This is a genomic window from Microbacterium bovistercoris (genome assembly GCF_003387575.1).
In the GTDB taxonomy this organism is placed as follows: domain Bacteria; phylum Actinomycetota; class Actinomycetes; order Actinomycetales; family Microbacteriaceae; genus Microbacterium; species Microbacterium bovistercoris.
The window spans coordinates 22,097-47,645 of the sequence record NZ_QUAB01000035.1 but is presented as its reverse complement, the minus strand read 5'-3'; the positions used below and the strand labels follow the sequence as shown (position 1 = coordinate 47,645).

Annotated in this window: 26 protein-coding genes; 12 read left to right on the top strand and 14 right to left on the bottom strand. The window is 69.8% G+C overall.

The annotated features are described in order from the left end of the window. Positions 1–84: 84 nt before the first annotated feature. Positions 85–384, bottom strand: a complete 300-nt coding sequence (locus tag DY023_RS06485) for a chorismate mutase (protein WP_116241529.1) — start codon at positions 382–384, stop codon at positions 85–87. Between the two features lie 64 nt (positions 385–448). On the opposite strand from DY023_RS06485, the gene DY023_RS06480 reads away from it, so the two are divergent. Beyond that, positions 449–1,696: an AI-2E family transporter gene (locus DY023_RS06480; RefSeq protein WP_116241528.1), complete on the top strand. Its 1,248-nt coding sequence runs from the start codon at positions 449–451 to the stop codon at positions 1,694–1,696. Positions 1,697–1,756: 60 nt separating this feature from the next. Here DY023_RS06480 and DY023_RS06475 read toward each other — a convergent pair whose 3' ends face one another. Genes DY023_RS06475 through DY023_RS06455 form a run of 5 tightly spaced genes read right to left on the bottom strand, consistent with a single transcriptional unit; the run spans position 1,757 to position 5,346 of the window. Then, positions 1,757–2,674, bottom strand: coding sequence for an ABC transporter substrate-binding protein (locus tag DY023_RS06475; RefSeq protein WP_116241527.1), 918 nt, complete (start codon positions 2,672–2,674; stop codon positions 1,757–1,759). Positions 2,675–2,706: 32 nt separating this feature from the next. Continuing rightward, on the bottom strand, positions 2,707–3,417 hold the full coding sequence (locus tag DY023_RS06470; RefSeq protein ID WP_116241526.1) for an ABC transporter permease: 711 nt from the start codon (positions 3,415–3,417) through the stop codon (positions 2,707–2,709). After that, positions 3,414–4,187, bottom strand: coding sequence for an ABC transporter permease (locus DY023_RS06465; RefSeq protein WP_116241533.1), 774 nt, complete (start codon positions 4,185–4,187; stop codon positions 3,414–3,416). Before DY023_RS06465 ends, DY023_RS06470 begins: the two co-directional genes overlap by 4 nt. A 1-nt stretch (position 4,188) precedes the next feature. Then, positions 4,189–5,034: an ABC transporter ATP-binding protein gene (locus tag DY023_RS06460; RefSeq protein ID WP_116241525.1), complete on the bottom strand. Its 846-nt coding sequence runs from the start codon at positions 5,032–5,034 to the stop codon at positions 4,189–4,191. A gap of 9 nt (positions 5,035–5,043) precedes the next feature. Further along, entirely contained in the window at positions 5,044–5,346 is a 303-nt protein-coding gene (locus DY023_RS06455) for a DUF427 domain-containing protein (protein WP_116241524.1), read from the bottom strand. Positions 5,347–5,474: 128 nt separating this feature from the next. Here DY023_RS06455 and DY023_RS06450 point away from each other — a divergent pair, with 128 nt between their 5' ends. Together DY023_RS06450 and DY023_RS06445 are read left to right on the top strand one after the other, a co-directional pair. Beyond that, positions 5,475–7,082, top strand: a complete 1,608-nt coding sequence (locus tag DY023_RS06450; protein ID WP_116241523.1) for a response regulator transcription factor — start codon at positions 5,475–5,477, stop codon at positions 7,080–7,082. Between the two features lie 68 nt (positions 7,083–7,150). Then, positions 7,151–8,245, top strand: a complete 1,095-nt coding sequence (locus DY023_RS06445; RefSeq protein WP_116241522.1) for a flavin-containing monooxygenase — start codon at positions 7,151–7,153, stop codon at positions 8,243–8,245. A 7-nt stretch (positions 8,246–8,252) separates the two neighbouring features. On the opposite strand, the gene DY023_RS06440 is transcribed toward DY023_RS06445, so the two are convergent. The 4 genes from DY023_RS06440 to DY023_RS06425 all read right to left on the bottom strand — a co-directional run bounded on the left by DY023_RS06440 (position 8,253) and on the right by DY023_RS06425 (position 11,473). After that, on the bottom strand, positions 8,253–8,639 hold the full coding sequence (locus DY023_RS06440) for a type II toxin-antitoxin system VapC family toxin (RefSeq protein WP_116241521.1): 387 nt from the start codon (positions 8,637–8,639) through the stop codon (positions 8,253–8,255). Continuing rightward, the gene (locus DY023_RS06435; RefSeq protein WP_116241520.1) at positions 8,639–8,878 is read right to left on the bottom strand and encodes a type II toxin-antitoxin system Phd/YefM family antitoxin; all 240 of its coding nucleotides are present in this window, start codon (positions 8,876–8,878) and stop codon (positions 8,639–8,641) included. Before DY023_RS06435 ends, DY023_RS06440 begins: the two co-directional genes overlap by 1 nt. A gap of 38 nt (positions 8,879–8,916) precedes the next feature. After that, positions 8,917–10,065 (bottom strand): lactonase family protein, encoded by a 1,149-nt coding sequence (locus DY023_RS06430; RefSeq protein WP_116241519.1) that lies wholly within the window; start codon positions 10,063–10,065, stop codon positions 8,917–8,919. Between the two features lie 121 nt (positions 10,066–10,186). Beyond that, a complete protein-coding gene (locus DY023_RS06425; protein WP_116241518.1) occupies positions 10,187–11,473 on the bottom strand; it encodes an adenylosuccinate synthase in 1,287 nt (428 codons plus the stop codon). A 108-nt stretch (positions 11,474–11,581) separates the two neighbouring features. Here DY023_RS06425 and DY023_RS06420 point away from each other — a divergent pair, with 108 nt between their 5' ends. Then, a complete protein-coding gene (locus DY023_RS06420) occupies positions 11,582–12,304 on the top strand; it encodes a Pr6Pr family membrane protein (protein ID WP_116241517.1) in 723 nt (240 codons plus the stop codon). 7 nt (positions 12,305–12,311) lie between these two features. On the opposite strand, the gene DY023_RS06415 is transcribed toward DY023_RS06420, so the two are convergent. Genes DY023_RS06415 through DY023_RS06400 form a run of 4 tightly spaced genes read right to left on the bottom strand, consistent with a single transcriptional unit; the run spans position 12,312 to position 17,969 of the window. Then, entirely contained in the window at positions 12,312–13,736 is a 1,425-nt protein-coding gene (locus DY023_RS06415) for a mechanosensitive ion channel domain-containing protein (RefSeq protein ID WP_116241516.1), read from the bottom strand. Between the two features lies 1 nt (position 13,737). Continuing rightward, the gene (locus DY023_RS06410; protein WP_147303278.1) at positions 13,738–15,789 is read right to left on the bottom strand and encodes an adenylate/guanylate cyclase domain-containing protein; all 2,052 of its coding nucleotides are present in this window, start codon (positions 15,787–15,789) and stop codon (positions 13,738–13,740) included. Beyond that, positions 15,689–16,777, bottom strand: coding sequence for a DUF2804 domain-containing protein (locus DY023_RS06405; protein ID WP_116241514.1), 1,089 nt, complete (start codon positions 16,775–16,777; stop codon positions 15,689–15,691). Before DY023_RS06405 ends, DY023_RS06410 begins: the two co-directional genes overlap by 101 nt. Next, positions 16,770–17,969, bottom strand: coding sequence for a cytochrome P450 (locus DY023_RS06400; RefSeq protein ID WP_116241513.1), 1,200 nt, complete (start codon positions 17,967–17,969; stop codon positions 16,770–16,772). The genes DY023_RS06405 and DY023_RS06400 overlap by 8 nt, the downstream gene beginning before the upstream one ends. A gap of 125 nt (positions 17,970–18,094) precedes the next feature. Between DY023_RS06400 and DY023_RS06395 the strand changes: the two genes are divergently transcribed. From DY023_RS06395 to DY023_RS06360, 8 genes are all read left to right on the top strand, one after another. Further along, positions 18,095–18,997 (top strand): hypothetical protein, encoded by a 903-nt coding sequence (locus DY023_RS06395; RefSeq protein WP_116241512.1) that lies wholly within the window; start codon positions 18,095–18,097, stop codon positions 18,995–18,997. An 81-nt stretch (positions 18,998–19,078) separates the two neighbouring features. Continuing rightward, on the top strand, positions 19,079–20,194 hold the full coding sequence (locus DY023_RS06390) for an AAA family ATPase (protein WP_116241511.1): 1,116 nt from the start codon (positions 19,079–19,081) through the stop codon (positions 20,192–20,194). Positions 20,195–20,242: 48 nt separating this feature from the next. Continuing rightward, on the top strand, positions 20,243–21,109 hold the full coding sequence (locus DY023_RS06385) for a DUF58 domain-containing protein (protein ID WP_245958618.1): 867 nt from the start codon (positions 20,243–20,245) through the stop codon (positions 21,107–21,109). Then, on the top strand, positions 21,096–21,584 hold the full coding sequence (locus tag DY023_RS06380; protein WP_116241509.1) for a hypothetical protein: 489 nt from the start codon (positions 21,096–21,098) through the stop codon (positions 21,582–21,584). The genes DY023_RS06385 and DY023_RS06380 overlap by 14 nt, the downstream gene beginning before the upstream one ends. Then, positions 21,575–22,558 (top strand): vWA domain-containing protein, encoded by a 984-nt coding sequence (locus tag DY023_RS06375; protein ID WP_245958617.1) that lies wholly within the window; start codon positions 21,575–21,577, stop codon positions 22,556–22,558. Before DY023_RS06380 ends, DY023_RS06375 begins: the two co-directional genes overlap by 10 nt. Beyond that, entirely contained in the window at positions 22,555–23,712 is a 1,158-nt protein-coding gene (locus tag DY023_RS06370; RefSeq protein WP_116241508.1) for a vWA domain-containing protein, read from the top strand. Before DY023_RS06375 ends, DY023_RS06370 begins: the two co-directional genes overlap by 4 nt. Beyond that, positions 23,709–24,467 (top strand): tetratricopeptide repeat protein, encoded by a 759-nt coding sequence (locus DY023_RS06365; RefSeq protein ID WP_116241507.1) that lies wholly within the window; start codon positions 23,709–23,711, stop codon positions 24,465–24,467. The genes DY023_RS06370 and DY023_RS06365 overlap by 4 nt, the downstream gene beginning before the upstream one ends. Beyond that, positions 24,461–25,549, top strand: coding sequence for a TIGR04086 family membrane protein (locus tag DY023_RS06360; protein WP_116241506.1), 1,089 nt, complete (start codon positions 24,461–24,463; stop codon positions 25,547–25,549). Before DY023_RS06365 ends, DY023_RS06360 begins: the two co-directional genes overlap by 7 nt.

The following is a 25,549-nucleotide window of genomic DNA, read 5'->3' as shown; positions in this document are numbered from 1 at the left end:
GGACGGCCGCACCGACCTCGCCGGGGCGCCGCGAGCCGACGCGGCGCCCCGGACCCGGGTCCCGGGCCCGGTGCCGCGGCGCGCTCAGCGACCTTCGGCCGCCTCGGTGTGGTGCCGGATGACCTCGGCGACGACGAAGTTGAACCACTTCTCGGCGAACTCGGGGTCGAGGTGCGCCTCTTCGGCGAGCGCGCGCAGGCGCGCGACCTGCTGCTCCTCACGGCCGGGATCGGATGCCGGCATCTCGTGCTCGGCCTTCAGCCGGCCGACCTGCTGCGTGCAGCGGAAGCGCTCCGCGAGCATGAAGATCAGTGCGGCGTCGATGTTGTCGATGCTGGCGCGCAGGCGCAGCAGCTCGGCACGGGCGGCTTCGGCGTCAGTCATGAGGCTCCTCGATCGGCGACAGTACGACGATAGCCCGAACCCCCCGGGCCTCTAGAGTGTGACCATGAGTTCCGACGAGAACGCGCAGACCCCGGCCGAGGCGGCCATCGCCGAGAAGCCCGCGGCCGAGACGACCGCGCCCGCCGCGAAGCCGAGCAGGGCCGAGAGGGCTGCGGCCGCGAAAGCCGCGGCAGCCGCCGCCGCAGAGCACCACACCTACCCCGCCCCGGTCGTCATCGAGCCGATGGTGCCGAGCCGGTCGTTCTGGACGCGGATCGACAAGCCCTTCGTGTTCGGCATCCTCGTCACCCTCGGCGCGCTGACGGCGATCATGTTCGGTGTCATGCTGGCCAATCTCGCCACCGTGCTCATCTACATCGCCCTCGCCGCGTTCGGCGCCCTCGGTCTCGACCCGGCGGTGCGGATGCTCGAGCGCCGAGGCATGCCGCGAGGCTGGGGCGTCCTCACCGTGATCCTCGCCCTGCTCGCCGTCATCGTGCTGGTGCTCTGGCTGATCGTGCCGATCATCGTGGAGCAGATCTCCCTGTTCATCACCTCGATCCCGAGCATCATCCGCGACTTCCAGACCACCGACCTCTATGCGGCGCTGCAGAAGCAGTTCGGCGACCAGGTCGGCGATCTCGTCGCGCAGATCCAGTCGTTCCTCACCGACCCCGGCACGCTGTTCTCGATCGGCGGCGGTGCCCTGCAGGTGGGAACATCGATCGCGACAGCCATCTCCGGCGCGATGATCGTGCTCGTGCTGACGCTGTACTTCGTCGCAGGACTGCCCGGCATCAAGACCTCGCTGCTGCGCCTGGCCCCGGCCCGCGACCGCGCGCGCGCCGCCGACATCACCGACCAGATCACCGACTCGGTCGGCGGCTACATCATGGGCATGGTCGTGCTGGCGTTCTGCAACTCGATCGTCACCCTGCTGCTGTTCTTCTTCCTCGGGCTGCCGTTCCCGCCGCTGATGGCCGCGATCTCGTTCATGCTGACGCTGATCCCGCTGATCGGTTCGGTGCTGTTCTGGATCGTGGGTTCGGTGATCGCGCTGTTCAGCAACCCGCTCATGGCACTGGCCTTCGCCGCCTGCTACCTGGTCTACATGCAGATCGAGGCGTACTACCTGACGCCGAAGGTGATGAACCGCGCGGTGGCGGTGCCCGGTGCGCTCGTGGTGATCGGCGCCATGGCCGGCGGCACGCTGCTCGGGCTGCTCGGCGCCCTGGTCGCCGTGCCCGTCACGGCATCCATCCTCATCATCATCAAGCAGATCTGGATCCCCCGGCAGGACGCCCGGAGCTGATGCGCACCACCGGTCGTTGAGCGAGCGACGAAGGAGCTCGCTCAACGACCCGGATAGTGATCAGCCGACCAGACCCTGGTCCGCCAGCCAGGCCTTCGCGATCGCGGCGGGCTCCTGCTTGTCGACCGTGGACTGCACGTTCATGCCCACGAGCGCGTCGATGGTGAGCTTCGCGCTCACAGCGTCGATGACGTCCTCGGCCTTGTCGGGGAAGTCCTCGGCCACGATCGGCACCACGTTCGAGGACAGGATCATGTTCTCCGGATCCTCGAGAGCCACGATCTCCTCGGTCTGGAACGCCGGGTCGGCGCTGTAGATGTCGGCCACGTCGATCTTGCCGGCCAGCAGCGACTCGAGCGTGGTGGGTCCGGTGCCGGAGAAGTTCAGGTCGACGCCGTACACCGTCTTGGCCGTGGCCGGGCCGTACGGCCGCTGCTCGAACTCGGGAGCCGCGCCGATCGTGAGTTTCTTGTCGGCCTTCGACAGGTCGGCGATCGACTTCAGGCCGTACTTGTCGGCCGTCGCCTGGGTGACCGTGTAGGTGTCCTGATCGGTTGCCTGCGCGTAGTCGAGCGCGTCGAGCTGGTCGGGCAGGGCGTCTTCCAGCGCCTCGTAGACCTCGTCGGGGCCGGTCGCCTTGGTGTCCTTGTCGAAGTACTCCAGCAGGTTGCCGGTGTACTCCGGGAACAGGTCGATCGCGCCGGACTCGACCTCGGGCATGTATGCGTCGCGCTGCCCGATGTTGAACTTCTTCTCGACCGTGAATCCGGCGTCTTCGAGCGCCTGCGCATAGACCTCGGCGATGATCTCGTTCGAGTAGTACGCCTGCGAGCCGATGACGATGGTCTCGTCGCCGCCGGCGGCGGGCTCCTTGCTGGGCTCGTCGAGCGGGTTGCCGCCGCATCCGGCGAGTGCGAGCGCGCTGAGCGCGGCGATGCCGGTGACGGCGATGGTGCGGGTGGTGCGTCCGGTGAACATGATGTTCCTCTCTGACGGTGGTTGATGCAGGTTCAGGTGGCGGATGCCGCGGGGCGGGCGCTTGCGCGCGCGGTCGTGCGTCGCAGTCCGGTGGGGACGGATGCCCGCTGCGCGAGCGCGAGCAGCAGGTCGGCGAGCAGGGCGAGCGCGGCGACGAGGATGGCACCGGCGAGCACCATGTCGACGCGGCGAAGCGGGAGGCCCTGGATGATGGGGGCGCCCAGGCCGCCGAGATCGACGTAGGCCGCGATCGTGACGGTGGCGATGATCTGCAGCACGGCCGAGCGCAGGCCGGCGACCAGCAGCGGCAGGCCGAGCGGCACCTCGACCTTCCACAGCAGCTGCCAGCGGGTCATCCCGAACGCGCGGGCGGCGTCGAGCACCTGGCGGTCGATCGCCTCGATTCCGGTGTAGGCGCCGGCGAGGAGAGGCGGGATGCCGAGCAGCACGAAGGTGACCACGGCGGCCTCGGGAACCTGCAGGACGCCGAACAGCAGCACCAGCAGGATCATCAGGCCGAACGACGGCAGCGCCCGCGCAGCACCGGCGAACGCCACCGCGACCTCGCGCCCCTTGCCCGTGTGCCCGATCGCCCAGCCGATCGGCACGGCGATGAGCACGGCGATGAGCACCGAGACGCCGGTGTAGAACAGGTGCTGCCCGAGCATGACCGGGATCGAGTTCGGCCCCTGCCACTGCTCGGGCGCGAACAGCCACGCGAAGGCGTCGGCGAACACGTTCATCCGCGTCCACCCCCTGCGACAGGCAGCGCGCCGGGTTCGATCGCCGCGGGGTCACCGGCGGGGTCGATGACGGCGGATGCGGCGCGGTCTCCGGCATCTGCACCGCTGCGCGTGCCGCTCCCGCTGCCACGGCGCGTGCCGAGCCGCGTCCACGGCATGAGCGCGCGGCCCAGCAGCACGAGCAGCAGGTCGACGACCAGCGCGATCAGCAGGACCGCGACCACGCCGGCGAACACCTCCTCGATCAGCCGGCGCTGCAGTCCCGCGGTGAACAGGTAGCCCAGGTTGGTCACGCCGATGAGGATGCCGACCGTCGCCAGCGAGATCGTGCTGACCGCTGCCACGCGCAGACCGGCGAGGATCACCGGTCCGGCCAGCGGGAACTCCACGGTGAGGAACCGGCGCAGCGGGCCGTAGCCGAGCGCGGTGGCCGACTCGCGCACCACCGGGTCGACCGAGTCGAGGCCGTCGGCGACCGCGCGTACGAGGATAGCGATCGCGTAGATCGTCAGGGCGATCACGAGGTTGAGCTCGCTGATCGCCGAATAGCCGAACAGCGCGGGCAGCAGCATGAACAGCGCCAGCGAGGGGATCGTGTAGAGCAGGCCAGTGGCGACGATGATCCATCCGCGCAGCCGCGTGTACCGCCACGCCGCCCAGCCCAGGGGCACCGACAGCGCGAACCCGCAGACGATGGCGATCAGGCTCTGGCGCAGGTGCACGACGGAGAGATCGAGGATCATCCCGAGGTTCTCGACGATCCAGTCCACGTCAGCCGCCTTCGACCGCCGGCGCCGCGGCATCGGATCCGACGATGGAGCCCTGTGTGCGGCCGAACTCGTCGACGACGACGGTGCCGCGCGGCGTCTGCTTGAGACGCAGTGCGCGCTTGCCCCGGTCTCCGCCGATGAACGCGGCCACGAAGTCGTCGGCCGGGTTCTCGATGATCTCGCTCGGCGTGCCGCGCTGCACGATGCGCGCGCCGACGTCGAGGATCACCACCTGATCGCCGAGCAGGAACGCCTCGTCGATGTCGTGGGTGACGAACACGACCGTCTTGTCGAGGTCGCGCTGCAGCCGCAGCAGCTCCTGCTGCAGGTCGGCGCGCACGATCGGGTCGACAGCGCCGAACGGCTCGTCCATGAGCAGGATGTTGGGATCGGCGGCGAGCGCGCGGGCCACGCCGACGCGCTGCTGCTGCCCGCCCGAGAGTTGCGCGGGGTAGCGACCGGCGAGCGGCTGCGCCAGGCCGACCGTGTCGAGCAGCTCGCGTGCCCTGGCATGCGCTTCGGCACGGGCGACCCCGGTGATGCGCAGCACGGCCGAGACGTTGTCGATCACGGTGAAGTGCGGCATGAGCCCGGAGTTCTGCAGCACGTAGCCGATGCCGCGGCGCAGGGCCACCGGGTCGCCGGTCAGCACGCTCTCGCCGTCGATCTGCACGTCGCCCGAGGAGGGCTCGACCATGCGATTGATCATGCGCAGCAGGGTCGTCTTGCCGCATCCGGACGATCCGACGAACACGGTGGTCTTGCGGGCGGGGATCTGCAGGCTGAACTCCCGCACCGCGGAGGTGCCGTCGGGGAAGGTCTTCGAGACCGATCGGAATTCGATCATGAGCAGCTCCTAGGAGCGCACCTCCACCTCGGGTCCGAAGGCGACGAAGTCGGTGAAGTCGGCGCCGGCACGGGCGATCGCGGCCTGCGACGGCTCGGGATACGACCACGCGATGTCCGCATGCTTCTCGCCGTCGACCACGGCGGAGAGGTAGTGTCGCGGTCCTCTGTCGTCTTCGGCATCGAAGGCGGCTCCCTCGACCAGTGCCGCGGGGTGCACGATCGCCGGCGGGAAGTAGTAGTCACCCTCGAGCAGCACCAGCTCGGACTCGTCGGCGTCGGCGAGCACCGTTCCTGCGAAAACCGCCTTCATCAAAGGCCTCCTCGGGGGTCTGCTCCGAGCCTAGGGTCTGCCGCCGACATCCGGCCGTGTTTCTCACGGAACCGTGAGGATCAGCCCACCCGTTGCCCCCCGCATCCAACGGCGCGGATACTGTGTCCATGGCCATCCGGGAGACCCCGGTCGTCGATTGGACCGGGCGTTTCGACTCCCTCGTCGCGAACGAGGGGGACCTCGATGCGCGCGACCTGGACGACCTCGGCCAGGCGGCGTGGTTCACGGGCCGTCACGACGTCTGCGAACGGGCGTGGGAGCGCGCGTTCCTGCGGTTCCTCGACGACGGATCAGGCCCGGATGCGGTGCGCTGCGCGTTCTGGCTCGGCTTCACGCTCGGCGAGCATGGCGACGCTGTGAAGGCGCAGAGCTGGATGGCGCGACTGCTCGATCTCAGCGAGCGCTTCGCCGGCGATCCGCGGACGGACGCGATCGCCTCGTTGTGCCGGGCGCAGGCGGTCTTCCTGCGCGGCGAGACGGAGGCATCCGCAGCGCTGTTCCACGTCGCCGGCCGGAGCGCAGCGGGCGTCGATGCCGACGTCGAGGTCCTCGCCGTCATGGGCGAGGGCCGAGCCTTGATGCGCTCGGGACGCATCGACGACGGCGTCGCGTGCATGGACCGGGTCATGCTGATGATCGGCACCGGGCACGTGAGCGATCGGGGTGCCGGGCCCGCGTACTGCGCGGTGATCGCGAGCCTGCTCGCCCGCGGTGACATGGAACGGGCCAGGGTGTGGACGAGAGATCTGGGCGAGTGGTGCGACGCCCAGCGCGGACTCGCGCCGTTCCGCGGGGAGTGCACGCTGCACACCGCCACGGTCATGCAGTTCGGCGGCGAGTGGGCGGCCGCGCTGGATGCCGCCGACGGTGTCTGTCGCACCGAGGAGCGCACCGACACGCTCGGCAAGGCGTGGTACCGGCTCGGCGAGCTGCATCGCGTAGCCGGACGCGCCGAACCCGCACTGCACGCCTACCGGCAGGCGGCCGCTCTCGGCCGTGAGGTGCAGCCCGGCCTGGCGCTCGTGCACCGCGACGCCGGCGAGCTCGACACCGCCTGGGCAGGGCTCGCGAGGGCCCGTTCCACGGCGCGGGAACCGGCGGCGCGCGCCGAGCTGCTCTTCGCCGCGGTGCTCGTCGCCCTCGATCGGCGGCGCCCCGCGGACGCCGCCGATGCCGCCGCCGAGCTGCGCGGGCTCGCTGCGGGCGATCTGCTGTACCTCCGTGCGCTCTCGTCGCACGCCGACGGGCTGGTGGCCCTGGCGGTGGGCCCGTTCGCGGATGCCTCGGCGCTGCTCCGCGCGGCCTGGTCGACCTGGCGACGACTCGACGCCCCATACGAGGCGGCACTGACGCGCATCGCGATCGGCCGCGCGGCCCGCGACGCCGGTGACGAGGAGGGCGCACAGCTCGAGTTCGACGCCGCCCGCACCGTGCTGGAAGGACTGGGCGCCATCCCCGACCTGGCACGGCTGGAGCGGATCGCGTCGAACGCCGGCACCGCGCCGTCCCCGGCCACCGGGCTGAGTCCGCGCGAACGCGAAGTGCTCGACCTCGTCGCGCACGGATGGTCGAACAGGCGCATCGCGGAACGACTCTTCCTCAGCGAGCGCACGGTCGCGCGCCACGTCGGCAACATCCTCGCGAAGCTCGGCGTGCCGAGCCGCTCTGCGGCGACGGCGTACGCGTTCGAGCACGGCCTCGTCACGGCAGCCTGACCTGATTGGTCATTTCTGCCGATGTCGGGAGGATGCGTCCTCCGTAGCATCAGCGGAAAGGAGGAATCATGTCCACCACGACTCTTGATCTGGCCATCATCGGGGCCGGCGCAGCCGGCCTGCACGCCGCCGCTCTGGCGCGCGATCGCGGCATCGCCTTCGAGGTGTACGACGATCACCCCCGCGTCGGCGACAGCTGGCGCGAGCGCTACCGGTCGCTGCGCCTGTTCACCCCGAGGCGCTGGGCGAAGCTGCCCGGCATGGCTCTGGACATCGGCGTCTTCGAGTACCCGACCGGCGCTCAGCTCGCCGACTATCTGGAGAGGTACGCCGAGGCCTTCGACCTGCCGGTGCGCACGTCGACGCGCGTGAGCCGCGTGACGGCCGAGGCAGGGCGCTTCCGTCTCGCCTTCTCCGACAGCCGAGAGGTCGTCGCGGATCAGGTGATCGTCGCGGCCGGGGCACACCACAGGCCGATCACGCCGGCATTCGCAGCGGAGCTGGACCCCGTCATCCGCCAATTGCACTCTCTCGACTACCAGGGCGAGGAGGACTTCGCCGACGGCCCGGTGCTGGTGGTCGGCGCGGCGAACTCGGGGACCGACGTCGCGCTCGAGGCGGTGAGGTCGGGTCATCCGACGATCATCGCCGGGCGCAATCCCGGCCAGGTGCCCGGCCGCATCGACACCCCCATCGGCAACCTGGTCTCGAGCATCTTCATCCGGCGGCTGCGGAACACCACGGTCGACACCGAGAAGGGCCGGCGGTTCATGCAGGAGCACCGGGGGCACGGCGTGAACCTGGTGCGCAATCACCTCGTCGATCTCGATCGGCAGGGCGTGCGCCGCGTCGGACGCGTCACCGGGGTCGTGGACGGCAGGCCGGTGCTCGACGACGGAGAGGTCGTGGATGCCGCGACCGTCGTGTGGTGCACTGGTTCTCTGCCGCGGCTCGACTGGCTCGAGATCCCCGCGGCGTTCGACGCGAACGGATGGCCGGACCACGAGCGGGGAATGGCGACGGCCGTGCCCGGACTCGCATTCGTCGGTCTCCCGTTCCAGTATTCGGCGGCGTCGCCGACTCTGATGGGCATGGGCAGGGATGCCGCGTACGTGATGGACCGGCTGTTCAGCGTCCGCCGCACAGCTCTGGCCGCGGCCTGACGGGCCGTCACTCGGCCGCGTCGTGCACCCAGGTGCGGCCGAGGGCGAGCAACACGCGATCGGCCGTGATCAGCGGCATCCCCTCGGCGGCCGACTGCGCGAGCAGGAACCGGTCGAACGGATCGTGCCGAACCAGCTCCGGCTCCTCACGCAGCGCGTTCGCGTGCCGCGCGGTGAACGGCAGCTCGACGAGGCCCATCTGCTCGAAGATCTCCGGGAAGCGATCGCCGCCGGGCAGCCGGATCCGGCCGAGCATGTGCTTGATGACGATCTCGGAGACCGACACCGCCGAGTAATGCACGCGCGGCGATGCGGCGATGCGGTCGCGGCTGCGCGGACCCAGCCGCGCGTCGTCCATCGCCAGCCAGAGCAGCGCGTGGGTGTCGAGCAGCATCAGGCATCCGCCCCATAGAACATCTGCCGGATCTCGTCGTCTGCTGCATCGAACGCCTCGGCGTCGTAGGAGAACTCGCCCTTCAGGATGCCGACGATCGGGCGGTCGGACCGGTGCACCACGAGGTCGACCACAGGGCTGCCGGCGCGGGCGATGGTGACCTGTTCGCCGGCGAGCACGCGCTCGACCAGGGCGGAGAGCTGCGTCTTCGCCTCATGCATGTTCACCTGAATACCCATGGGCTTAGTCTAGCTTGGCTAACCCCATGGGACCAGGGTCATCGCACCGGCAGGAAGCAGGTCGGCGCGGGCGCCGGAGCGGTGTGGCGCACGTCGCGCGGAGCACCCGTGCGCTCGTCGAGATCGAGCACCGAGACCGTGTCGGACCGCTGCCCCGCCACCAGCAGCGCCCCCTCGTGCACGAGGTGGTGCCGCGGCCAGTCGACACCCGAGTCGGCGAGAGCGAGCGGTTCGACGATCTCACCGGCACCGCGCACCCGCAGCGCCGCGATCGTGTTGCTGCCGCGCAGCGCGGTGTAGAGCGTCTCGCCGTCGCGCGAGCGGGCGAGTTCGGCCGGGAAGTCGTGCCCCGGGGTCGCGATCGCCGAGACGACCACGCCCGACACGAGGCCCCAGCGCCCTTCGCGGTCGGCGGCCAGCGTGAAGACCTCGCAGGAGTACTCGGTCACCACGTGCAGGTGCCCGCTGGGGTGGGCGACCATGTGCCGGGGCCCGGAGCCGCGCGGCAGCACGACCTCGTGGTCCAGCTGCAGCCCCGTCGTTCCCGGCCGCCAGATGCGCACCAGGTCGAAGCCGAGGTCGGTCGTCGCGATCCGCCCGTCGCGGAGGAACGCCGCGGAGTGCGCGTGCGAGACCCGCGGTTCGGTTCCGGTGGGGGTCGGGTACGGGTCGGATGCCGCACGGATGTCGGGAGATTCCCCGGCTGCAGGGCGGTCCTGCGGCGTGTCTCCCTGCATCCGTCCTTCGTCCCGCCATCCGTCCCCGAACAGTGCCGCGCGCAATGCGGCGGCCTTGTCCGCGGCATCCGGGACCAGCCGTCCTTCGGCGTCCAGCCCGATGCGCACGACCCGGCCGTCGCCGTAGCAGCTCGCGACCAGGAATCGGCCGTCGGGCGCGACGGCCAGGTGACAGACGGCCTCGCCGGCGGGCACCGGCGCGCCCAGCGGGCGCAGCGCCGACTCGCCGGAGCGCACGAAGGCCGCGACCTCGCCGGATCCCTCCAGCGCCGCGTACACGACGTCGAGCGACGGATGCTGCGCCAGCCAGGACGGGTCCGCGGCCGGCGCGACCGCGCCGCGGTAGGCCAGGGTCGTCTGCGGGCGCGCATCGTCACCCGCGAGCAGGCCGATGCCCGCGGCATCCCCGTCCATGTCGGGGCCGTAGCCGCCGAGCCAGAACCGCGTCATGCGGCATCCTCTCTTGTCGCCGAGTGAACGGGTTGTCGGCGAGTGCACCGGTTACGGACGTCGACAACCGGTGCACTCGCCGGCAACCGGTGCACTCGCGCGCCGGGCGCGCGCCCCGAACTCAGTCGAGCAGGTCGTGGCGGACGATGACCTCGTCGCGCTCCGGGCCGACGCCGATCACCGAGATGCGCGTGTTGCTCATCTTCTCGAGCGCGAGCACGTAGTCCTGCGCGTTCTGCGGCAGATCGTCGAAGGTGCGGGCGGTCGAGATGTCTTCCTTCCAGCCCGGGAAGTACTCGTAGATCGGCTTCGCGTGGTGGAAGTCGGTCTGGTTCACCGGCACGTCGTCGAAGCGGGTGCCGTCGACGTCGTATGCCACGCACACCGGGATCCGGTCGAGACCGGTGAGCACGTCGAGCTTGGTGAGCACCAGGTCGGTGATGCCGTTCACACGGGTCGCGTAGCGGGTGATCGGGGCGTCGTACCAGCCGGTGCGGCGCAGGCGACCGGTGGTCGTGCCGTACTCGAAGCCGGTCTTGCGCAGCCACTCGCCCATCTCGTCGTTGAGCTCGGTCGGGAACGGTCCCGAGCCCACGCGCGTCGTGTACGCCTTGACGATGCCGACGATGCGGTCGAGGCTGTTCGGGCCCACGCCCGAACCGGCTGCCGCACCCGCGGCCGTCGCGGTCGACGAGGTCACGAACGGATAGGTGCCGTGATCGACGTCGAGCATCGTGGCCTGGCCGCCCTCGAACACCACGACCTCGCCGCGGCCGAGGGCCTCGGCGATCAGGTGACCGGTGTCGGCGACCATCGGGCGCAGTCGCTCGGCGTAGGCCAGCAGCTCGTCGACGATCTCGTCGCAGGTGATGGCGCGGCGGTTGAACACCTTCACCAGCAGGTGGTTCTTCTGGTCGAGGGCGCCCTCGACCTTCTGCCGCAGGATGTTCTCGTCGAAGAGGTCCTGCACACGCAGGCCGACCCGGTTGATCTTGTCGGCGTAGGCCGGGCCGATGCCGCGGCCGGTGGTGCCGATGTTGCGCTTGCCGAGGAAGCGCTCGGTGACCTTGTCGAGCGTGCGGTGGTACTGGGTGATCAGGTGCGCGTTCGCGCTGACCTTGAGCTTGGAGACGTCGACGCCGCGGGCCGAGAGCGCCTCGAGCTCGCTGAAGAGCACCTCGAGGTCGACCACGACGCCGTTTCCGATCACCGGCGTCACGCCCGGGGTCAGGATGCCGGAGGGCAGCAGGTGCAGGGCGTACTTCTCGTCGCCGACGACGACGGTGTGCCCGGCGTTGTTGCCGCCGTTGAACTTCACCACCCAGTCGGTGCGCTCGCCGAGCAGGTCAGTCGCCTTGCCCTTGCCCTCATCGCCCCACTGGACGCCGACGATAACTAGTCCTGGCATGGGTGGACCCCCTGGAATGCGCTGTTCGCCGGGCTTGCACCGACAGATGAGCTGGCCCTGAGCGGGCGGGACCATCCTATCGAAGGCACCCCGCGATACAGTTTCGCCATGACGACATGGTGGCCGTGGGCCAGAATCGCCGCGGCCGCGCTGACTGCAGGCGCCATCGTCGCACAGCTGATCCGCACGGTGGAGCGCACGCTCGCGGCATCCGATCCCTGGGCCGCGCACCTGCCCACCGTGATCGCGAACTTCTTCAGCTTCTTCACGATCCTGTCGAACGTGGGCGCTGTGGTCGCGCTGGCGATCGGCGGCGTGTGGATGCTGCGGCACGCGACCGGCGCCGAACCGCGCTGGCTCGCCACGCTGCTGCTGTGCGTGGCGACCTACATGATCGTCACCGGCATCGTCTACAACGTGCTGTTGCGCGGAATCGCCCTGGATCAGGGCTCGACGGTGTGGTGGTCGAACGAAGTGCTGCACGTGATCGCGCCGCTGTTCCTGCTCGCCGACGTGCTGTTCGCGCCGCGCCCACGTGCGCTGCCGTGGTCGTCGCTGTGGACCGTAGCCGCGTTCCCGATCGTCTGGGTCGTCTACACGCTGCTCCGCGCGAATGCCATCACCGCGCCCGCGACCGGCGACCCGTGGTGGTACCCGTATCCGTTCCTCAACCCCCACATGGTGCCGGGCGGGTATCTCGGGGTCGCCGGCTACGTCGTGGGCATCGCCGTCGCGATCATCGCCGTCGGCGCCGGCGTGCTGTGGGTCGGGCGCCGGCGGGCCGTGGCGGACGAGCGCGCCGACGAGCCCGACCTTCTCGACGCCCGCTGACCCGCCATCAGCGCTCGGTGAGCGCGTTGATCGTGAGACCGCGCGCGGCGAGGGCCTCCGTCGCCTGTGCACGCCTCATGTCGAGCAGCTCCCCGATGTCGGCGGCCAGCCGCGGACGCGCCCGGACGAGAGCGTCGACCGTCTCGAGCGGGACCGTCAGCACCGTGAGCATGCCCGCCGCTGTGCTCACCGCCTTGCTGGGTTCGCGTGTCAGTGCCGTGTGGCCCACCAGGTCGCCGCGCTCGGCGGTGGCGAACTCGATGCGGCTGCCCCGGACTTCCAGGGCGACCGTCACCGCACCGTCGACGATGAAGTGCACCCGATCGGGGACGACGCCCGTTCCGAGCACGGTCTCGCCCGCGCCGTACCGCTCCAGGCGCGAGGAGGTCCGCAGCAGTTCGCGGTCCGTCTCGTCCAGGTGCAGATGCGGGGCCAGCGCGTCGATCGCGGCATCAAGCCGGGCGGGCTCGGCGATCGGATCAGTGGAGTCGCCGTCCAGCGCCAGCCCGCGGCGCCGCGCGGCGTACCAGAGCCACGACAGGTAGACCGTCAGGGCACGGGAGGCATCCGCAGGCGACGCCACAGGGATGGCCACCGAGTACGCGCCTTTGCCGGAGTACTGCACAGACACCTTCTCGCGCGGCAGCCGCAACGGCAGCCCCTCGGCCACGTCGACCAGCAGGGCGACCACCTCGTGCGGCGGGTCGTCGGTGGTGAAGGTGATGTCGGCTGCCGCCGCGTACGGCCCCGCGGGCTCGCTCATGTTCGTGAACGACGCTCCCGACAGGGTGGAGTTCGGCACGATCTGGATGCCGGAGCCGGTGTCGATGTGCACGGCCCGCCAGTTCACCTCGATGACCCGGCCCTTCACCCCACCGGTGTCGAGGTGATCGCCGATCTTGAACGGCTGTTCGAACAGCAGCAGCAGACCCGAGATCACACCGCCCACGGCGTTCTGCAACGCGAGGCCGATGACGATCGACGTCACGCCGAGTGCCGCGAAGAGCCCGCCGACATCCGCGTTCCACACCCAGGAGAACAGGATCGCGAGCCCGACCACGACCAGCACCAGCCGTGCGATCTCGATGAAGATCGTCGGGATGCGCTTACGCCAGGATCCTTCGGAGGCGTTCGAGAACAGCACGACGTTGAAGGCGGAGAGCACCAGCAGGATCAGCAGGAACCCGAACACGGTGGCGACCACGCGCACCCAGACCTGGTCGGCCGGAGACTGCAGTGCGAACGCGAGCAGCGCGAACAGGGCGCCGACGGGGATCACCCAGTTGCGCAGGATCGCGACGGGACCCGCGAGCGGGCTGTTGCGCCGGCGCAGCGCACCGAGCAGTTCGGTGATGCCCACGAGGAGCACGGGGAAGCCGATCGCGATCGCGATCACCCACCAGGCCCAGCCGTCGGCGAAAGCCTCGTCCATGTCAGGCCACCTTCCACACGGTCTCGGTACGGCCCTTCACCTCGACGGTTCCGGCCTCGACGTACGTGAACAGCTCATTGGTGCGGTCCCGCACGTCCTGGCTGACGTAGATGCCCGGCTCGCCCGTCACCGAGCGCACCCGATAGGCCAGGTTCACCGCATCGCCCCAGAGGTCGTACGCCAGGGTCGTCCTCGCCACCAGACCGCTGGTCACGGTTCCGGTGTCCACGCCGACGCGCAGAGCGACCTCCGCCCCGTTCTGCGTGTTGAACCGTTCGATCACGGCCAGCAGGTCACGGGCGAACTGCACCGATCGGCGCACGTTGTCGACGCGCGGCACGATCAGGCCGGATGACGCCAGGTACCCCTCGTGCAGAGTTCGCACCTTCTCGACGCCGGCCTTCTCCGCGGCCTCGTCGAAGCCGCGCATCAGCACGTTGAGCTGCGCGACCTCGTCCTCGGGCGAGAGGTCGCTCGCGTAGTCGTCGAATCCGACGAGCTCGGCGAACACGACCGAGACGTTGTCGTGCGCCTCCGAGATCGCCTCCTCACCGTTGCGGTACTTCGTCGCCACGCTCTCGGGCATCAGCGTGTGCATGAGCTTCTCGTTCTCGGAGCGCTGCTCGTCGATCAGCTGCTGCTTGATGCGCAGGCTGGATGCCATGTCGTTGAAGGCGCTGCCGAGATCGCCGAACTCGTCGCGCGATCCCTGCGGCACCTGCACGTCGAGGTCGCCCTCCGCCACCCGGTTCACCGCTCCGACCAGCCGGTGCACGGGCCTGGTGAACACCTGGGCCAGCAGCAGCGACAGCAGGGCGACCGCGAGCATGATGCCGAGCAGCCAGAGCAGCACCGTACGGGTGAAGTCGGCAGTCGGCGCGAACGCCTCCTCGGCGTCGATGCGTGCGATGACCACCCAGTCGAGATCCGGCACGTCGAGCGGTCCGTAGCTGACGACGGTCTCACCGCTGAGGTAGCCCGGGCCGACGGTCGTGCCCTCCTTGCCGCGCTGCGCCCTCTCCACGCTCACAGCATCCGCCGGCTGAAGCAGCACCGTGCCACCCACCTCGACGACGCGCTTCGCCGTGCTCGGCGGTGTGCCCGCATCGATGACCGACTGGGCGTACTCCTTCGGATGCTGGATGAGCTTGCGCGAGTTGCTGCGCATCAGGTCGTCCCGGCCGACCAGGTACACCTCACCGGTGTCACCGAGGCCCTGCCCTCTCCACTGGTCCCCGCCGGTCATCACGTCGTTCACGAATGCCAGTGGAAGCTGCATCGCCAGCACACCGGTGATACCGGAATCGTTGCCGATCGGCGACATCACCCACATGCTCGGCACGTTGAGGGAGGGGATCCAGCGTTCGAAGTCGGTCAGCTCCGTGGTGTTCACCGAGTTGGTGGCGACGGCCGCGCGATACGCCTCGGCGAATGCGCTCTCCTCATAGGGACCGTTGTTGAGGTTCGTACCGAGATCGACGCCCTTGTAGGCCGAGAAGACCACATCGCCCTCGAGGTTCAGCAGCAGCACATCCTCGTAGCCGGCCTGTTCGACCAGTCGCGAGAAATAGTCGCCGTAACGCTCGGCGGCGACCGAATAGGCGGTGCCGTCGCCGGCATCGTTCTGCATCAGGATCTTGTCGTAGTCCTTGTCGAAGTCCTGGTTCTGCACGGAGTAGTGCTCCTGCAGCCACCGACCCGCGGGGGACGCCGGGATGAAGGCGGTGTCGCCGTACTCGGCGCCCGACCGCTTCTCGAGCTCGGGAATGAAGATGTCCCGGTGGTACGCCTCGAGGGTCTCCTGCTGAGCGGAATCCAGCTGCATCTGCTGCAGCTCGTCGAAGGCGGCGTTGATCGCCTTCGACGCGTTCTGCGCGCTGAGGTTGCGGGAGTTCAGCGAGGCGCTGCGCTTCGCGTCCTCGATGGCGGTGACCATCTCATAGCTGCGCATCTCACGGATGGTCGTGAGCTGATCGATCGCCGAATCGTGCAACGATTGCCGACCATTGATGAACCCGACCGCGCCGACGATCACCGACGACACCAGGCTCACCCACGTCCTCCGCCCAGCCGAAGATCCCGTCGAAGACGATCTGCTCCCCGGTCTCGGTCCGGAAGACGCCCGACCAGTCGCCGAAACACTGGTCGGTGGACGACGCCAGGACACCGAGGTTCGTACGGGTGACCTTGTCGTAGACCGGCGTGAACAAGGCATCCAGTCCTCCGCCGCGGATCCGCCAGGGGCGTCGCCATTCAGCGACGTCGTAGTCCCAGGTCAGCTCGTCGTGGATCTTGTGCAGCCGACCGTCGACGAAGAACGCATTCTCGGTCGATCCGGTTCCGACGGTCCACTGCCCGCCCACCTGGATGCCGATCGTGCGGCCGTGCGAGACGCCGGAGCCCGCGCCCCAGTTCCAGCGCACGTCGTACGGCCAGCGCCCCCGGCCGTGATCGAGCACCGCCCACGACGCTCCCTGCGGCAGCTCGTGCTCCACACCGTCGAGGATGAGGATGCCGGATGCCGGGCGCGCGACATCCTTGACCGTGTACTGGAACCGCGTTTCACCCCACGGCACGACGACCGCGAGCCGCTCGTGCCCGTCCGGGAGCGCGGCGACCACGTCGATCTCGGCGCCGGGGATCCGGGCGCGCAGCCGGGTGCCGGCATCCGTCTCGTCGATGTCGATCTCGAGATGTTTCGCGCGGGCCCTGCTGGGCCCGGCCTCGAGCCGGGCCGGCAGCCGCACGCCGCGCGGCGGGATGTTCGTCACCGACTGGTGCCAGGTCCGGTCGGTCGCGCGATCCCACACCCACACCTCGTGCACGGCCGCGTAGTCGATCGACGAGACCGTGAGCCCGACGACGTGCGTCGGCGTGGCGATGTTCCAGTACTCCCAGCGCTTGTTGCGGCCGCGTCCGCGACCGATGCCCGCGGTGTCGACCACCGGATGCCGCGCCCAGCCCACCGCGTCGGGGTTCAGCCGGCCGTTCGGCAGCGTGAGCGTGACGGGGGCGGTGAGCTCGCGCTCCGGCTCAGTCATCCGACGGGGTGAATCGGATCGGGAACCGCACCGGCCCGGTGTTTCCGGACACGGGCAGCCATTCGCCGGGACCGTCGGGAGCGGCATCCGGCATCCGTCGTGCCAGCAGCGGCAGCGCGACCGACATGTCGGTGCGGGCCACGAAGTGGCCGAGACAGTGGTGGATGCCGCCGCCGAAGCCGGAGTGCAGCGGACGGTCCTCGACGCGGATGTCGAAGCCGCTGTCACCGCCCATCTTCGTGGGGTCCGTGCCGATCGCGTGCGAGAGCACCTGCACGATTCCTCCCCTGGGCACGTGCAGGCCGTTCAGGTCGACGTCCTCCATTGCCTCTCTCGTGACCCAGGTGACGGTCGGATTCACTCGCATGACCTCCTCGACCGCGACCGCGCCGAGTTCCGGACGCTCGGCGAGCAGCGCCCACTGGTCGGGATGCGCGAGCAGGGTCTGCAGCGCCAGCCCCAGCTGGTTGCGGGTGGTCTCCATGCCCGCGAAGGCGAGGAACACCAGTGCGACGCTGAGCTCGCGGCGGCTGAGGGCATCGCCGTCCTCGTGCGCCTGCACGAGCGTGGTCACCAGGTCGTCGCGGGGGTTCGCCATCCGATCGGCGATGACCTCTTCGATGTATCCGGTCAGCCCCTCCAGCGCCACCTCGATGCGGGGCAGATCGTGCCGCACGTTGATGCCGAACGACTTGCCGAGGTCGTCCCCCCAATGCGCCACCTGCGGCCACTCGTCATCGGGCAGCCCCAGCAGCAGGCACAGGATGCGGGAGGCGTACGGCTCCGCGAACTCCGAGACGAACTCCACCTCGCCGCGGCCCGCGAAGGCGTCGATGAGTTCGTTCGCGAGCGCCTGGAACTCCGGACGCATCGCCTCGATCGTCTTGTTGCGGAACGCGGGCCCGAGCAGTTTGCGCATGCGCAGGTGGTCGGCGCCTTCGATGCTCAGCAGCGTCTCGGCCCACCACTGCTGCCACGGCCCCTCATGGATCCCGTTCTGCGACGGCCAGCGGGCGTTGCCCTGCTGGAACCGCCGATCCTTCAGCAGAGCGGTGCCCTCGTCGTAGCGAAGCACCGCCCACCCGTACGGCGTCTCGGCGTACCAACTGTCGTCACGGGCGTCATGCACCTGCGCGGAGTTCACGTCGAAGGCGGTGTCAGCGAGGTCGAGGAACGGCACTGTCCTACTCATGGCACGAGCGTAGCCGCCCTGAGCGGCCTCCTGCGCGACGGGGGTCGGCGGCCGCCGCGGCATCCGGGTAGGGTGACTGAGCGGCCGCCCGACCGGCCGCGAACCCGAACCGATCAGCGAGCAGGATGTACCGCAGCAGTTACGAGGCGCCCGAGGAAGTGCCGGCCGACGACGCCGTGGTGCTGCCTGATGCGCTGAATCTGCCGGCCCTCGACGAACAGACGGTCGCCGAGCAGGCGACCGCTGTGCAGGCGGCGGAGCCGGCGCCTGCAGCGCCCTATGGGACGGTTCCTCCGGTGCCGACGGCCGTGCTGCCGACGGCCGCGCCGCCTGCGGCGTTGCCGACGGCGCCACCCGTCGCCCGCGTGCGGTCCCGGCGCGCCCTCCCCCTGCGTGCACTGCTCTTCGCGGGCGGCGGACTCGTGGTCGCCGGCATCGTCGCGACGACGATCATGCTCGCGAGCGGAGGCCGGCCGGTATCCGTCGCCGATGCGCAGGATTCGCTCACCGTGCCGTACACGCCGGGCCAGTCCGGCGAATACGGCGGCCCCGTCACGCGCAGCACGCCTCCGCCGTCCAGCGCTCCCACCCCGACGGCGACCGTGTCGCCGGTGCAGGAGCCGGCGCCCGTGCAGGAGTCGCCCGCGCCGGCGCCCGAGAGCAAGGCGCCCGCACCGAAGCCGACTCGATCGACTCCGCCCGCACCGCCGTCACCCTCAGCACCGGTGGCTCCCGCGCCCCTCGCGTTCACCGGGATCACCGAGAACCGCGGCGACAACGCGATCGGCATCGAGATCGTCAAGAGCTACACCCTGACGATGACCGGTGAGCCCGGGTCGACGGCGAGCGTGGAGTATGGCTGGAAGGATGCCGGGTCGGTGACCTTCGATGCCGCCGGCCGCGCGTCGCTCGACATCGGCAGGTCGGTGTTGACCCTCATCCCCGGCAACCCCCGTGTGCGGGCGGAGTACTCCGACGGCACCGAGGGCGACCCCATCGAGATGCGCCGCAAGGACATCGGGATCTGAATCTTCCTGAGCGTCCCCACGGAGGCGCGGCGACTACCCTGTAGCGGGGCCGCCGCACGGCCCGCCGTGAGGAGACCGACGATGACCGAATCCTTCCCCGCCGCAGGCGGGGCGTCCGCCGCACCCCCGCCCCCGCCCGCGCCGCCGATCTCTTCCGTGCCAGGCCCTTCGACGGCTCCGGGCCCGGCGACCGGCGCACCGCCCCAGGTTTCGGCGCCCCAGGACCTCGACATCACGAGGGCACGCGAGATCATCCGCGTCATCTCGGAGTCGTACTCGACCAAGATGGTCGGCCAGGAGCGACTGCGCACCAGCCTGCTCATCGCCCTGATCGCGGGCGGCCACATCCTGCTCGAGTCGGTGCCCGGCCTCGCCAAGACCACCGCCGCGAGCACGCTCGCCGACACCGTGAAGGCCAGCTTCAAGCGCATCCAGTGCACCCCTGACCTGCTGCCCGGCGACATCACCGGCAACCAGATCTACGACGCCTCCTCCGGCACCTTCCGCACCGTGCTCGGCCCGGTGCACGCGAACTTCGTGCTGCTCGACGAGATCAACCGCTCCAGTGCCAAGACGCAGTCGGCCATGCTCGAGGCGATGCAGGAGCGGCAGACCACGATCGGCGGCGAGATGCATCCGCTCCCCCGCCCGTTCCTCGTGATCGCCACGCAGAACCCGATCGAGCAGGAGGGCACCTACGAGCTGCCCGAGGCGCAGATGGACCGCTTCCTGCTCAAGGAGATCGTGGAGTACCCGAGCCCCGCGGAGGAGTTCGAGATCCTCGGACGCATCGACTCCGGCGTGCTCGACCCCGACCGGCATGTACCAGGTGCGATCAGCCTCGACGACGTGCGGATGCTGCAGACCACCGCTGCGCAGATCTACGTCGACCCCTCGATCCGCAACTACATCGTGCAGCTCGCGTACGTCACCAGGAACCCTGCGCCGTACATCGGCGAGGAGCGCGCCCGGTACATCAAGTACGGCGCCAGCCCCCGCGCGAGCATCGCCTTCCTGCAGGCGTCCCGCGCCCTCGCCCTGCTGAACGGCCGCACGCACGTGCTTCCCGAGGATGTCCGCGAACTGCGCCACCTCGTGCTGCGGCACCGCGTACTGCTGACGTTCGAGGCCGACGCCGAGGGCGTGCGCAGCGAGGAGATCATCGACCAGATCTTCGCCGCGGTGCCGACGCCGTAACCCTTCGACAGGCTCAGGGACCCAGCTTTGACGGCATTGATCACGCAGGTGAAGAGCAAGCTCTTCATCCACTCCTCGAAGAAGTCGATGCACGCGCTCGACGGCGCCTACGCGTCGCTGCTGCGCGGTCGCAGCCTCGACTTCGAGGACCTGCGGCCGTACGAGTACGGCGATCAGGTGCGCGACATCGACTGGCGCGCAACGGCCAAGCACGGCGAACCGCTGGTCAAGCGCACGAAGGCCACGCGCATGCACACGGTGCTGTTCGTCGTCGACACCGGGCGCGGCATGAAGGCCCTCGCCGAGGACGAGCGGCCGAAGTCCGAGCTGGCCGTGCTCGTGGCCGGTGCGCTGGGCTTCCTCACCGTGCGACACGGCGACGATTTCTCGATGGTGCACGGCGACGCCTCCGGCATCCAGCGCCTCGCGCCGAGCGGAACCGAGGGCGGGCTCGAGCATGCCCTGCGGCGCATACAGCGCGCCGTCGACGCGAGCACCGCACCGAACGATCGCGATGCGCTGCTCGGCTACGTCGCGCGCACCATCGCGCGACGGATGATCGTCGTCATCGTCACCGACGAGGAACCCACCACCGACGAGACCGAGCGGATGCTGCGCCGGCTGAAGGTGCAGCACGACGTGCTGTGGGTCACGCTGCGGGACGCGGATCCGGTGCTGCACACGCGCGCACACAGTGCACGCCGCGACGTCGACACCAGCTGGCGGGTGCCCGACTTCGCCCACGGCGATCCCGCGATCATGGCCGAGCTGGCCGCACAGGAGGCCGCCGACATCGCCCGCCGCGACGACCTGCTGCGCCGGCTCGAGATCAGCCACACCGAGATCGAGGGCCAGGACTCCGCCGTGCCCGCGCTGCTGCGGATGCTGAACCGGAGGTCGCATGCCCGCCTCTGACGACCTCTATCCGCCGGCGCAGTACGGCTGGGGCTGGATCCTGCTGGCCGTTGCCGTGCTCGTGGTGATCGCGCTCGGCGCGTGGCTCGTGATCGCCCTCACGAAGCCGAAACGCAGCCTGACGGTCGCCGGTGCTCCGGCATCCGCTCCGCTGTTCGTCGACGTGCTGGGCGCCCTGCGCACCGACTACCTCGGCCGCATCCAGCAGATCGAGGATGCATACCGCTCTCGGAATATGGATCCGCACACGGCCAACCTCGAGCTCAGCCGCACCGTGCGCGCCTTCGTCAACGAGTACTCCGGCCTGGAGGCGCCGGTGCTCTCACTCGACGACCTCGAGCACCGCGGCGTGCATCCCGCCCTGATCGACGCGCTGCGCCGGCACTACTACCCGAGCATCTTCCAGCGCGGCCCGGCCATCGACCCGGTCGCCGGCGCCGAAGCCGCCCGCAGGGTGGTGACCTCATGGCACTGATGAACGGATGGATGCTGCTCGTCGCCGCCGGAATCGTGGCGCTGGCGGTGGGCCTCGGCGTGCTGCTCGGCCTGCGCCACGGGCGGATCGGCGACGGAGAAGGTGCCCTCGTCTCCCGCGCCGAGCGGCTGCGCCGCCTGCCGTCGTTCCGCACGGCGGTGCGCCGGCGGATGACCGCGCTCACCGGCATCCTGGGCCTCGGCCTGATCGCCGCCCTGCTCGGCGGCGTCGTGGCCGCGCGGCCGATGGCGGCCCAGACGATCCAGCCGGTGAACACCAGCCGCGACATCGTGCTCTGCCTCGACGTCTCCGGCTCGATGACCGACGTCGACCGCGAGGTGATCGATGTGTTCGACAGCCTGCTCGACGGCTTCAAGGGCGAGCGCATCGGGCTGACGATCTTCAACAGCTCGCCGGTGCAGGTCTTCCCCCTGACCGACGACTACGCCTTCATCCGCGACCAGCTGGCCCAGGTGCGCGAGGGCTTCGACTACCAGTCCGACACCCCCGATCACTGGGTCGGCACGCTCAACGGACCCGGCGCCTCGCTGATCGGCGACGGCCTCGCCGCCTGCACCATGCGGTTCGATCACCTCGACGACGAACGCAGCCGGTCAGTGATCCTCGCGACCGACAACGAGGTGAACGGCGCGCAGATCCTCACCCTCGACGAGGCATCCGCCTACGCCGCCTCGCAGAAGGTGAAGGTGTTCGCGATCGACCCGATCGGCGATGCGAAGGTGCAGACCAGCGCCGGGCTGACGAAGGCGGCGCAGGCCACCGGCGGTCAGGCGTACGGCCTGCGCGACACCACGACGGTCTCCGACATCGTGGGCGAGATCCAGAAGCAGGAGGCGGCGGCGCTGCGCGGGCAGGCCCAGGTGATCTGGGCGGATGCCCCGAAGCTGTGGATCGCGCTGCTGCTCGTCGCCGTGCTCGGCTTCCTCGCGCTGCTGTGGGTGGTGCGACTGTGATCCTCCAGCCCGTCCTGAATCCGCTGCTGCTGGTGCTGCTGTGCGCACCGGTCGCCGCGGCGATCGTGTGGGCGCTCGTGCGCCCTTCGACGGGCTCAGGGACCCATGCACCGCGCTGGATCTGGGCGCTGCGGATGCTGATGCTGCTCGCCGCATTCGCGATGCTGATGCGCCCCGGCATCCCGGGCGGCAGCTCGCAGACCCTCGCCACCGACACCGACGTCGTGCTCGCCGTGGACACCACGGCGAGCATCGTCGCCGAGGACTGGGACGGCGGCAAGCCCCGCCTCGACGGCGTGCGCGCCGACGTGCAGAAGATCGTCGACGAGTACCCCGGCGCGCGCTTCGCGCTGATCACGTTCGACGCGACCGCGCAGCTGCGCCTGCCTCTCACGACGGATGCCACGGCGCTGATCTCCTCGCTCGACGTGCTGCGCCCCGAGGTCACCGCGCAGTCCCGCGGCAGCTCGATCGGCGTCGCGAACGAGCTGCTCGCGAAGACCCTGCAGTCGGCGGCGAAGGCGGCCCCGGACAGAGCCCGCATGGTGTTCTACCTCGGCGACGGCGAGCAGACCTCTCAGAACGAGCCGGAATCGTTCGGCACCGCGCAGAAGTACGTCGACGCCGGTGCGGTGCTCGGCTACGGCACCGCGGACGGCGGGCCGATGAGGATCACCACCGGCCGTGGCTCGACCGGATCGGAGTACATCGAGTACCAGGGCCAGGAAGCCCGCTCGGTGATCGACGAAGGGAACCTCGAGAAGCTCGCGGACCAGCTCGGCGTCGAGTACGAGCACCGCACGGCGGACGCCGAGATCGCGCTGCCCGAGGCTCCCAAGACGACGACCGACTACGCCGAATCCGGAGAGGTCGGCGACGTCACCGAGCTGTACTGGGTGTTCGCGCTGATCATCGTCCTGCTGCTTGGCGTGGAACTCGCCCGCGCGACGATGCTCGTGACCCGGATGCGGGGGCTCGTTCTCGGCTCGAAAGCATGGGTCGCTGAGCCTGTCGAAGCGTCGTCCGCACCCACCCCCGCACACTGGGTCGCTGAGCCTGTCGAAGCGTCCCCGGCCCGAGGCACCGACCCTTCGACAGGCTCAGGGACCCATGCCGATGTGACCGCAGGGACCCAGGCGGGAGGCGCCCGATGACCGACCCGGCATCCGCTCTTCTCGCCGCGAACCGGCGGCGCCGCCGCATCCGCCGGTGGATCGCGATCGGCAGCATCCCTCTGGTGATCGCCGGGCTCGTGCTGGTCGCGAAGCTGCTCAGCATGTACGCGTTCGCGCACCAGTCGATCAGCGCTTACGTGACCGGCGACTACGCGGGTTCGGAGGCCGCCGCACACGGCCAGTCGTGGTGGAACGTGTTCGAGCCGTACAAGGCGCCATTCAACTCCGGCACCGCTCTCGCCGGCGCGGATCGGCTGCCCGAGGCGCGCGCCGATCTCGAGGACGCACTGACGCTCGCGAAGGGTCTCGAGGTGTGCGATGTGCGCATCAATCTCGCGATCGTCGTGGAGCGGATGGGCGACGCCGAGCAGGCCGGCGGCGACGCGGCGAAGGCCGCCGAGCTGTACGGCGAAGCGCTCGAGATCACCGTGGACACCCCGAAGGAGTGCGACAGCGAGCAGGCGCAGCAGCAGTCGTCCGACCCGAGTCGCGACATGGGCGACACCCTCGACGATCTGGAGGACCGCCTGCAGAAGAAGCAGCAGCAGGGTCAGCAGCAGCCCGAGCAGGGTCAGGGCGGCGATGGCCAGACCGAGCAGCAGCCCGACCAGGGCAAGCTCGACGACATCGAGGACAAGCTCGGCCAGGGCCAGCAGGATCGTGAGGATCAGCTCGGCGGGGGCGGTTCGGGCGACGACGAGGGCGCCGGCTCCGGAACGGACAAGCCATGGTAGACGAGCAGCGCTCCCGCTATCTCGGCGGAGACCAGGGCGCGCCGCCGGTACCGCCGCCCGGCGGATATCACGGGGCGAGGCGCACGGCGGCCGCCCCGGCAGTACCCGCAGGCGCCGAGACCGTGCAGATCGACGTCCCGAAGACGAAGTCGAACGCGCTGGGCTGGGTGGCGCTGGTCGCCTCGATCCTGTTCGCGCTCATTCTGTTCGGCGCGATGATCGGCGGCGGCGCCGACCCGGTGTACTCGGTCACCGTGATGGTGCTGCAGCTGATCGTCGCCGGCCTCATCATCGCCGCGCTGCTGACCACCAGGGGCCGGATGCTCGGGGCGATCTCCCTCGCGATCGCGCTGCTGTTCAACATGGCCACGGTCGGTGCGGTGGGTGCCGTCGTGGCATCCGCCACGGGATCCTACGACGGCGTGAAGAGCGAGGCGCAGAAGCACGAGGAGGCGTACCCGGGGGTGAAGGGGACGTCGAGGGGCGAGGTGCTGTCCCAGCCGTCGCTGGAGCAGGTGCAGGCGAACGGCGACGAGTTGATGACCGAGATCCGGGCGCGGCTCACCGACGAGTTCGGCTACTCCTGGAAGCAGTCCGGGCAGCCGACGACCCGCCACGAGCGCAACGGCTACGGCGGCGAGTCGATGCTGCAGCAGTACACCTCCGAGCAGTGGACCACGGTGGAGCCCGTGCGCGACAACGACCGCAAGCGCGAGATCGCCGCCGTGATCGACGAGGTGCTCGCCGAGCGCGACATGTATGCGCTGTACCCGCTGAACTCCTCGGAGTCGGGCATCTCGTCCGAGATGGTGGCGAAGCTGTACGGCTCTGCCGACATCGAAGAGCAGCACACCTGGGAGTGGTACAGCGACGCGTTCCCCGACCCGCTGATGCTGTACGTCGACGCGTTCGATCCGTCGAAGGACCCGACCGGCGCCGCACAGGCCGACCGCGAGGCCAAGCACCAGGCCACAGGCGAGCCCGTCGAGGGCGTGCAGCTGACGATCATCGCCCGCGAGCTGCTCAGCGAGAAGGACCGCGCCGAGTTCGAGCAGCGCATGGGTGAGTACCCGGGGTTCTGA

Bases quoted from the DNA above. Each gene is read 5' to 3' on its own strand.
- DY023_RS06485 (WP_116241529.1), bottom strand. From the start codon at position 384: ATGACTGACGCCGAAGCCGCCCGTGCCGAGCTGCTGCGCCTGCGCGCC.
- DY023_RS06480 (WP_116241528.1), top strand. From the start codon at position 449: ATGAGTTCCGACGAGAACGCGCAGACCCCGGCCGAGGCGGCCATCGCC.
- DY023_RS06475 (WP_116241527.1), bottom strand. From the start codon at position 2,674: ATGTTCACCGGACGCACCACCCGCACCATCGCCGTCACCGGCATCGCC.
- DY023_RS06470 (WP_116241526.1), bottom strand. From the start codon at position 3,417: ATGAACGTGTTCGCCGACGCCTTCGCGTGGCTGTTCGCGCCCGAGCAG.
- DY023_RS06460 (WP_116241525.1), bottom strand. From the start codon at position 5,034: ATGATCGAATTCCGATCGGTCTCGAAGACCTTCCCCGACGGCACCTCC.
- DY023_RS06455 (WP_116241524.1), bottom strand. From the start codon at position 5,346: ATGAAGGCGGTTTTCGCAGGAACGGTGCTCGCCGACGCCGACGAGTCC.
- DY023_RS06450 (WP_116241523.1), top strand. From the start codon at position 5,475: ATGGCCATCCGGGAGACCCCGGTCGTCGATTGGACCGGGCGTTTCGAC.
- DY023_RS06445 (WP_116241522.1), top strand. From the start codon at position 7,151: ATGTCCACCACGACTCTTGATCTGGCCATCATCGGGGCCGGCGCAGCC.
- DY023_RS06440 (WP_116241521.1), bottom strand. From the start codon at position 8,639: ATGCTGCTCGACACCCACGCGCTGCTCTGGCTGGCGATGGACGACGCG.
- DY023_RS06435 (WP_116241520.1), bottom strand. From the start codon at position 8,878: ATGGGTATTCAGGTGAACATGCATGAGGCGAAGACGCAGCTCTCCGCC.
- DY023_RS06430 (WP_116241519.1), bottom strand. From the start codon at position 10,065: ATGACGCGGTTCTGGCTCGGCGGCTACGGCCCCGACATGGACGGGGAT.
- DY023_RS06425 (WP_116241518.1), bottom strand. From the start codon at position 11,473: ATGCCAGGACTAGTTATCGTCGGCGTCCAGTGGGGCGATGAGGGCAAG.
- DY023_RS06420 (WP_116241517.1), top strand. From the start codon at position 11,582: ATGACGACATGGTGGCCGTGGGCCAGAATCGCCGCGGCCGCGCTGACT.
- DY023_RS06415 (WP_116241516.1), bottom strand. From the start codon at position 13,736: ATGGACGAGGCTTTCGCCGACGGCTGGGCCTGGTGGGTGATCGCGATC.
- DY023_RS06405 (WP_116241514.1), bottom strand. From the start codon at position 16,777: ATGACTGAGCCGGAGCGCGAGCTCACCGCCCCCGTCACGCTCACGCTG.
- DY023_RS06400 (WP_116241513.1), bottom strand. From the start codon at position 17,969: ATGAGTAGGACAGTGCCGTTCCTCGACCTCGCTGACACCGCCTTCGAC.
- DY023_RS06395 (WP_116241512.1), top strand. From the start codon at position 18,095: ATGTACCGCAGCAGTTACGAGGCGCCCGAGGAAGTGCCGGCCGACGAC.
- DY023_RS06390 (WP_116241511.1), top strand. From the start codon at position 19,079: ATGACCGAATCCTTCCCCGCCGCAGGCGGGGCGTCCGCCGCACCCCCG.
- DY023_RS06380 (WP_116241509.1), top strand. From the start codon at position 21,096: ATGCCCGCCTCTGACGACCTCTATCCGCCGGCGCAGTACGGCTGGGGC.
- DY023_RS06375 (WP_245958617.1), top strand. From the start codon at position 21,575: ATGGCACTGATGAACGGATGGATGCTGCTCGTCGCCGCCGGAATCGTG.
- DY023_RS06365 (WP_116241507.1), top strand. From the start codon at position 23,709: ATGACCGACCCGGCATCCGCTCTTCTCGCCGCGAACCGGCGGCGCCGC.
- DY023_RS06360 (WP_116241506.1), top strand. From the start codon at position 24,461: ATGGTAGACGAGCAGCGCTCCCGCTATCTCGGCGGAGACCAGGGCGCG.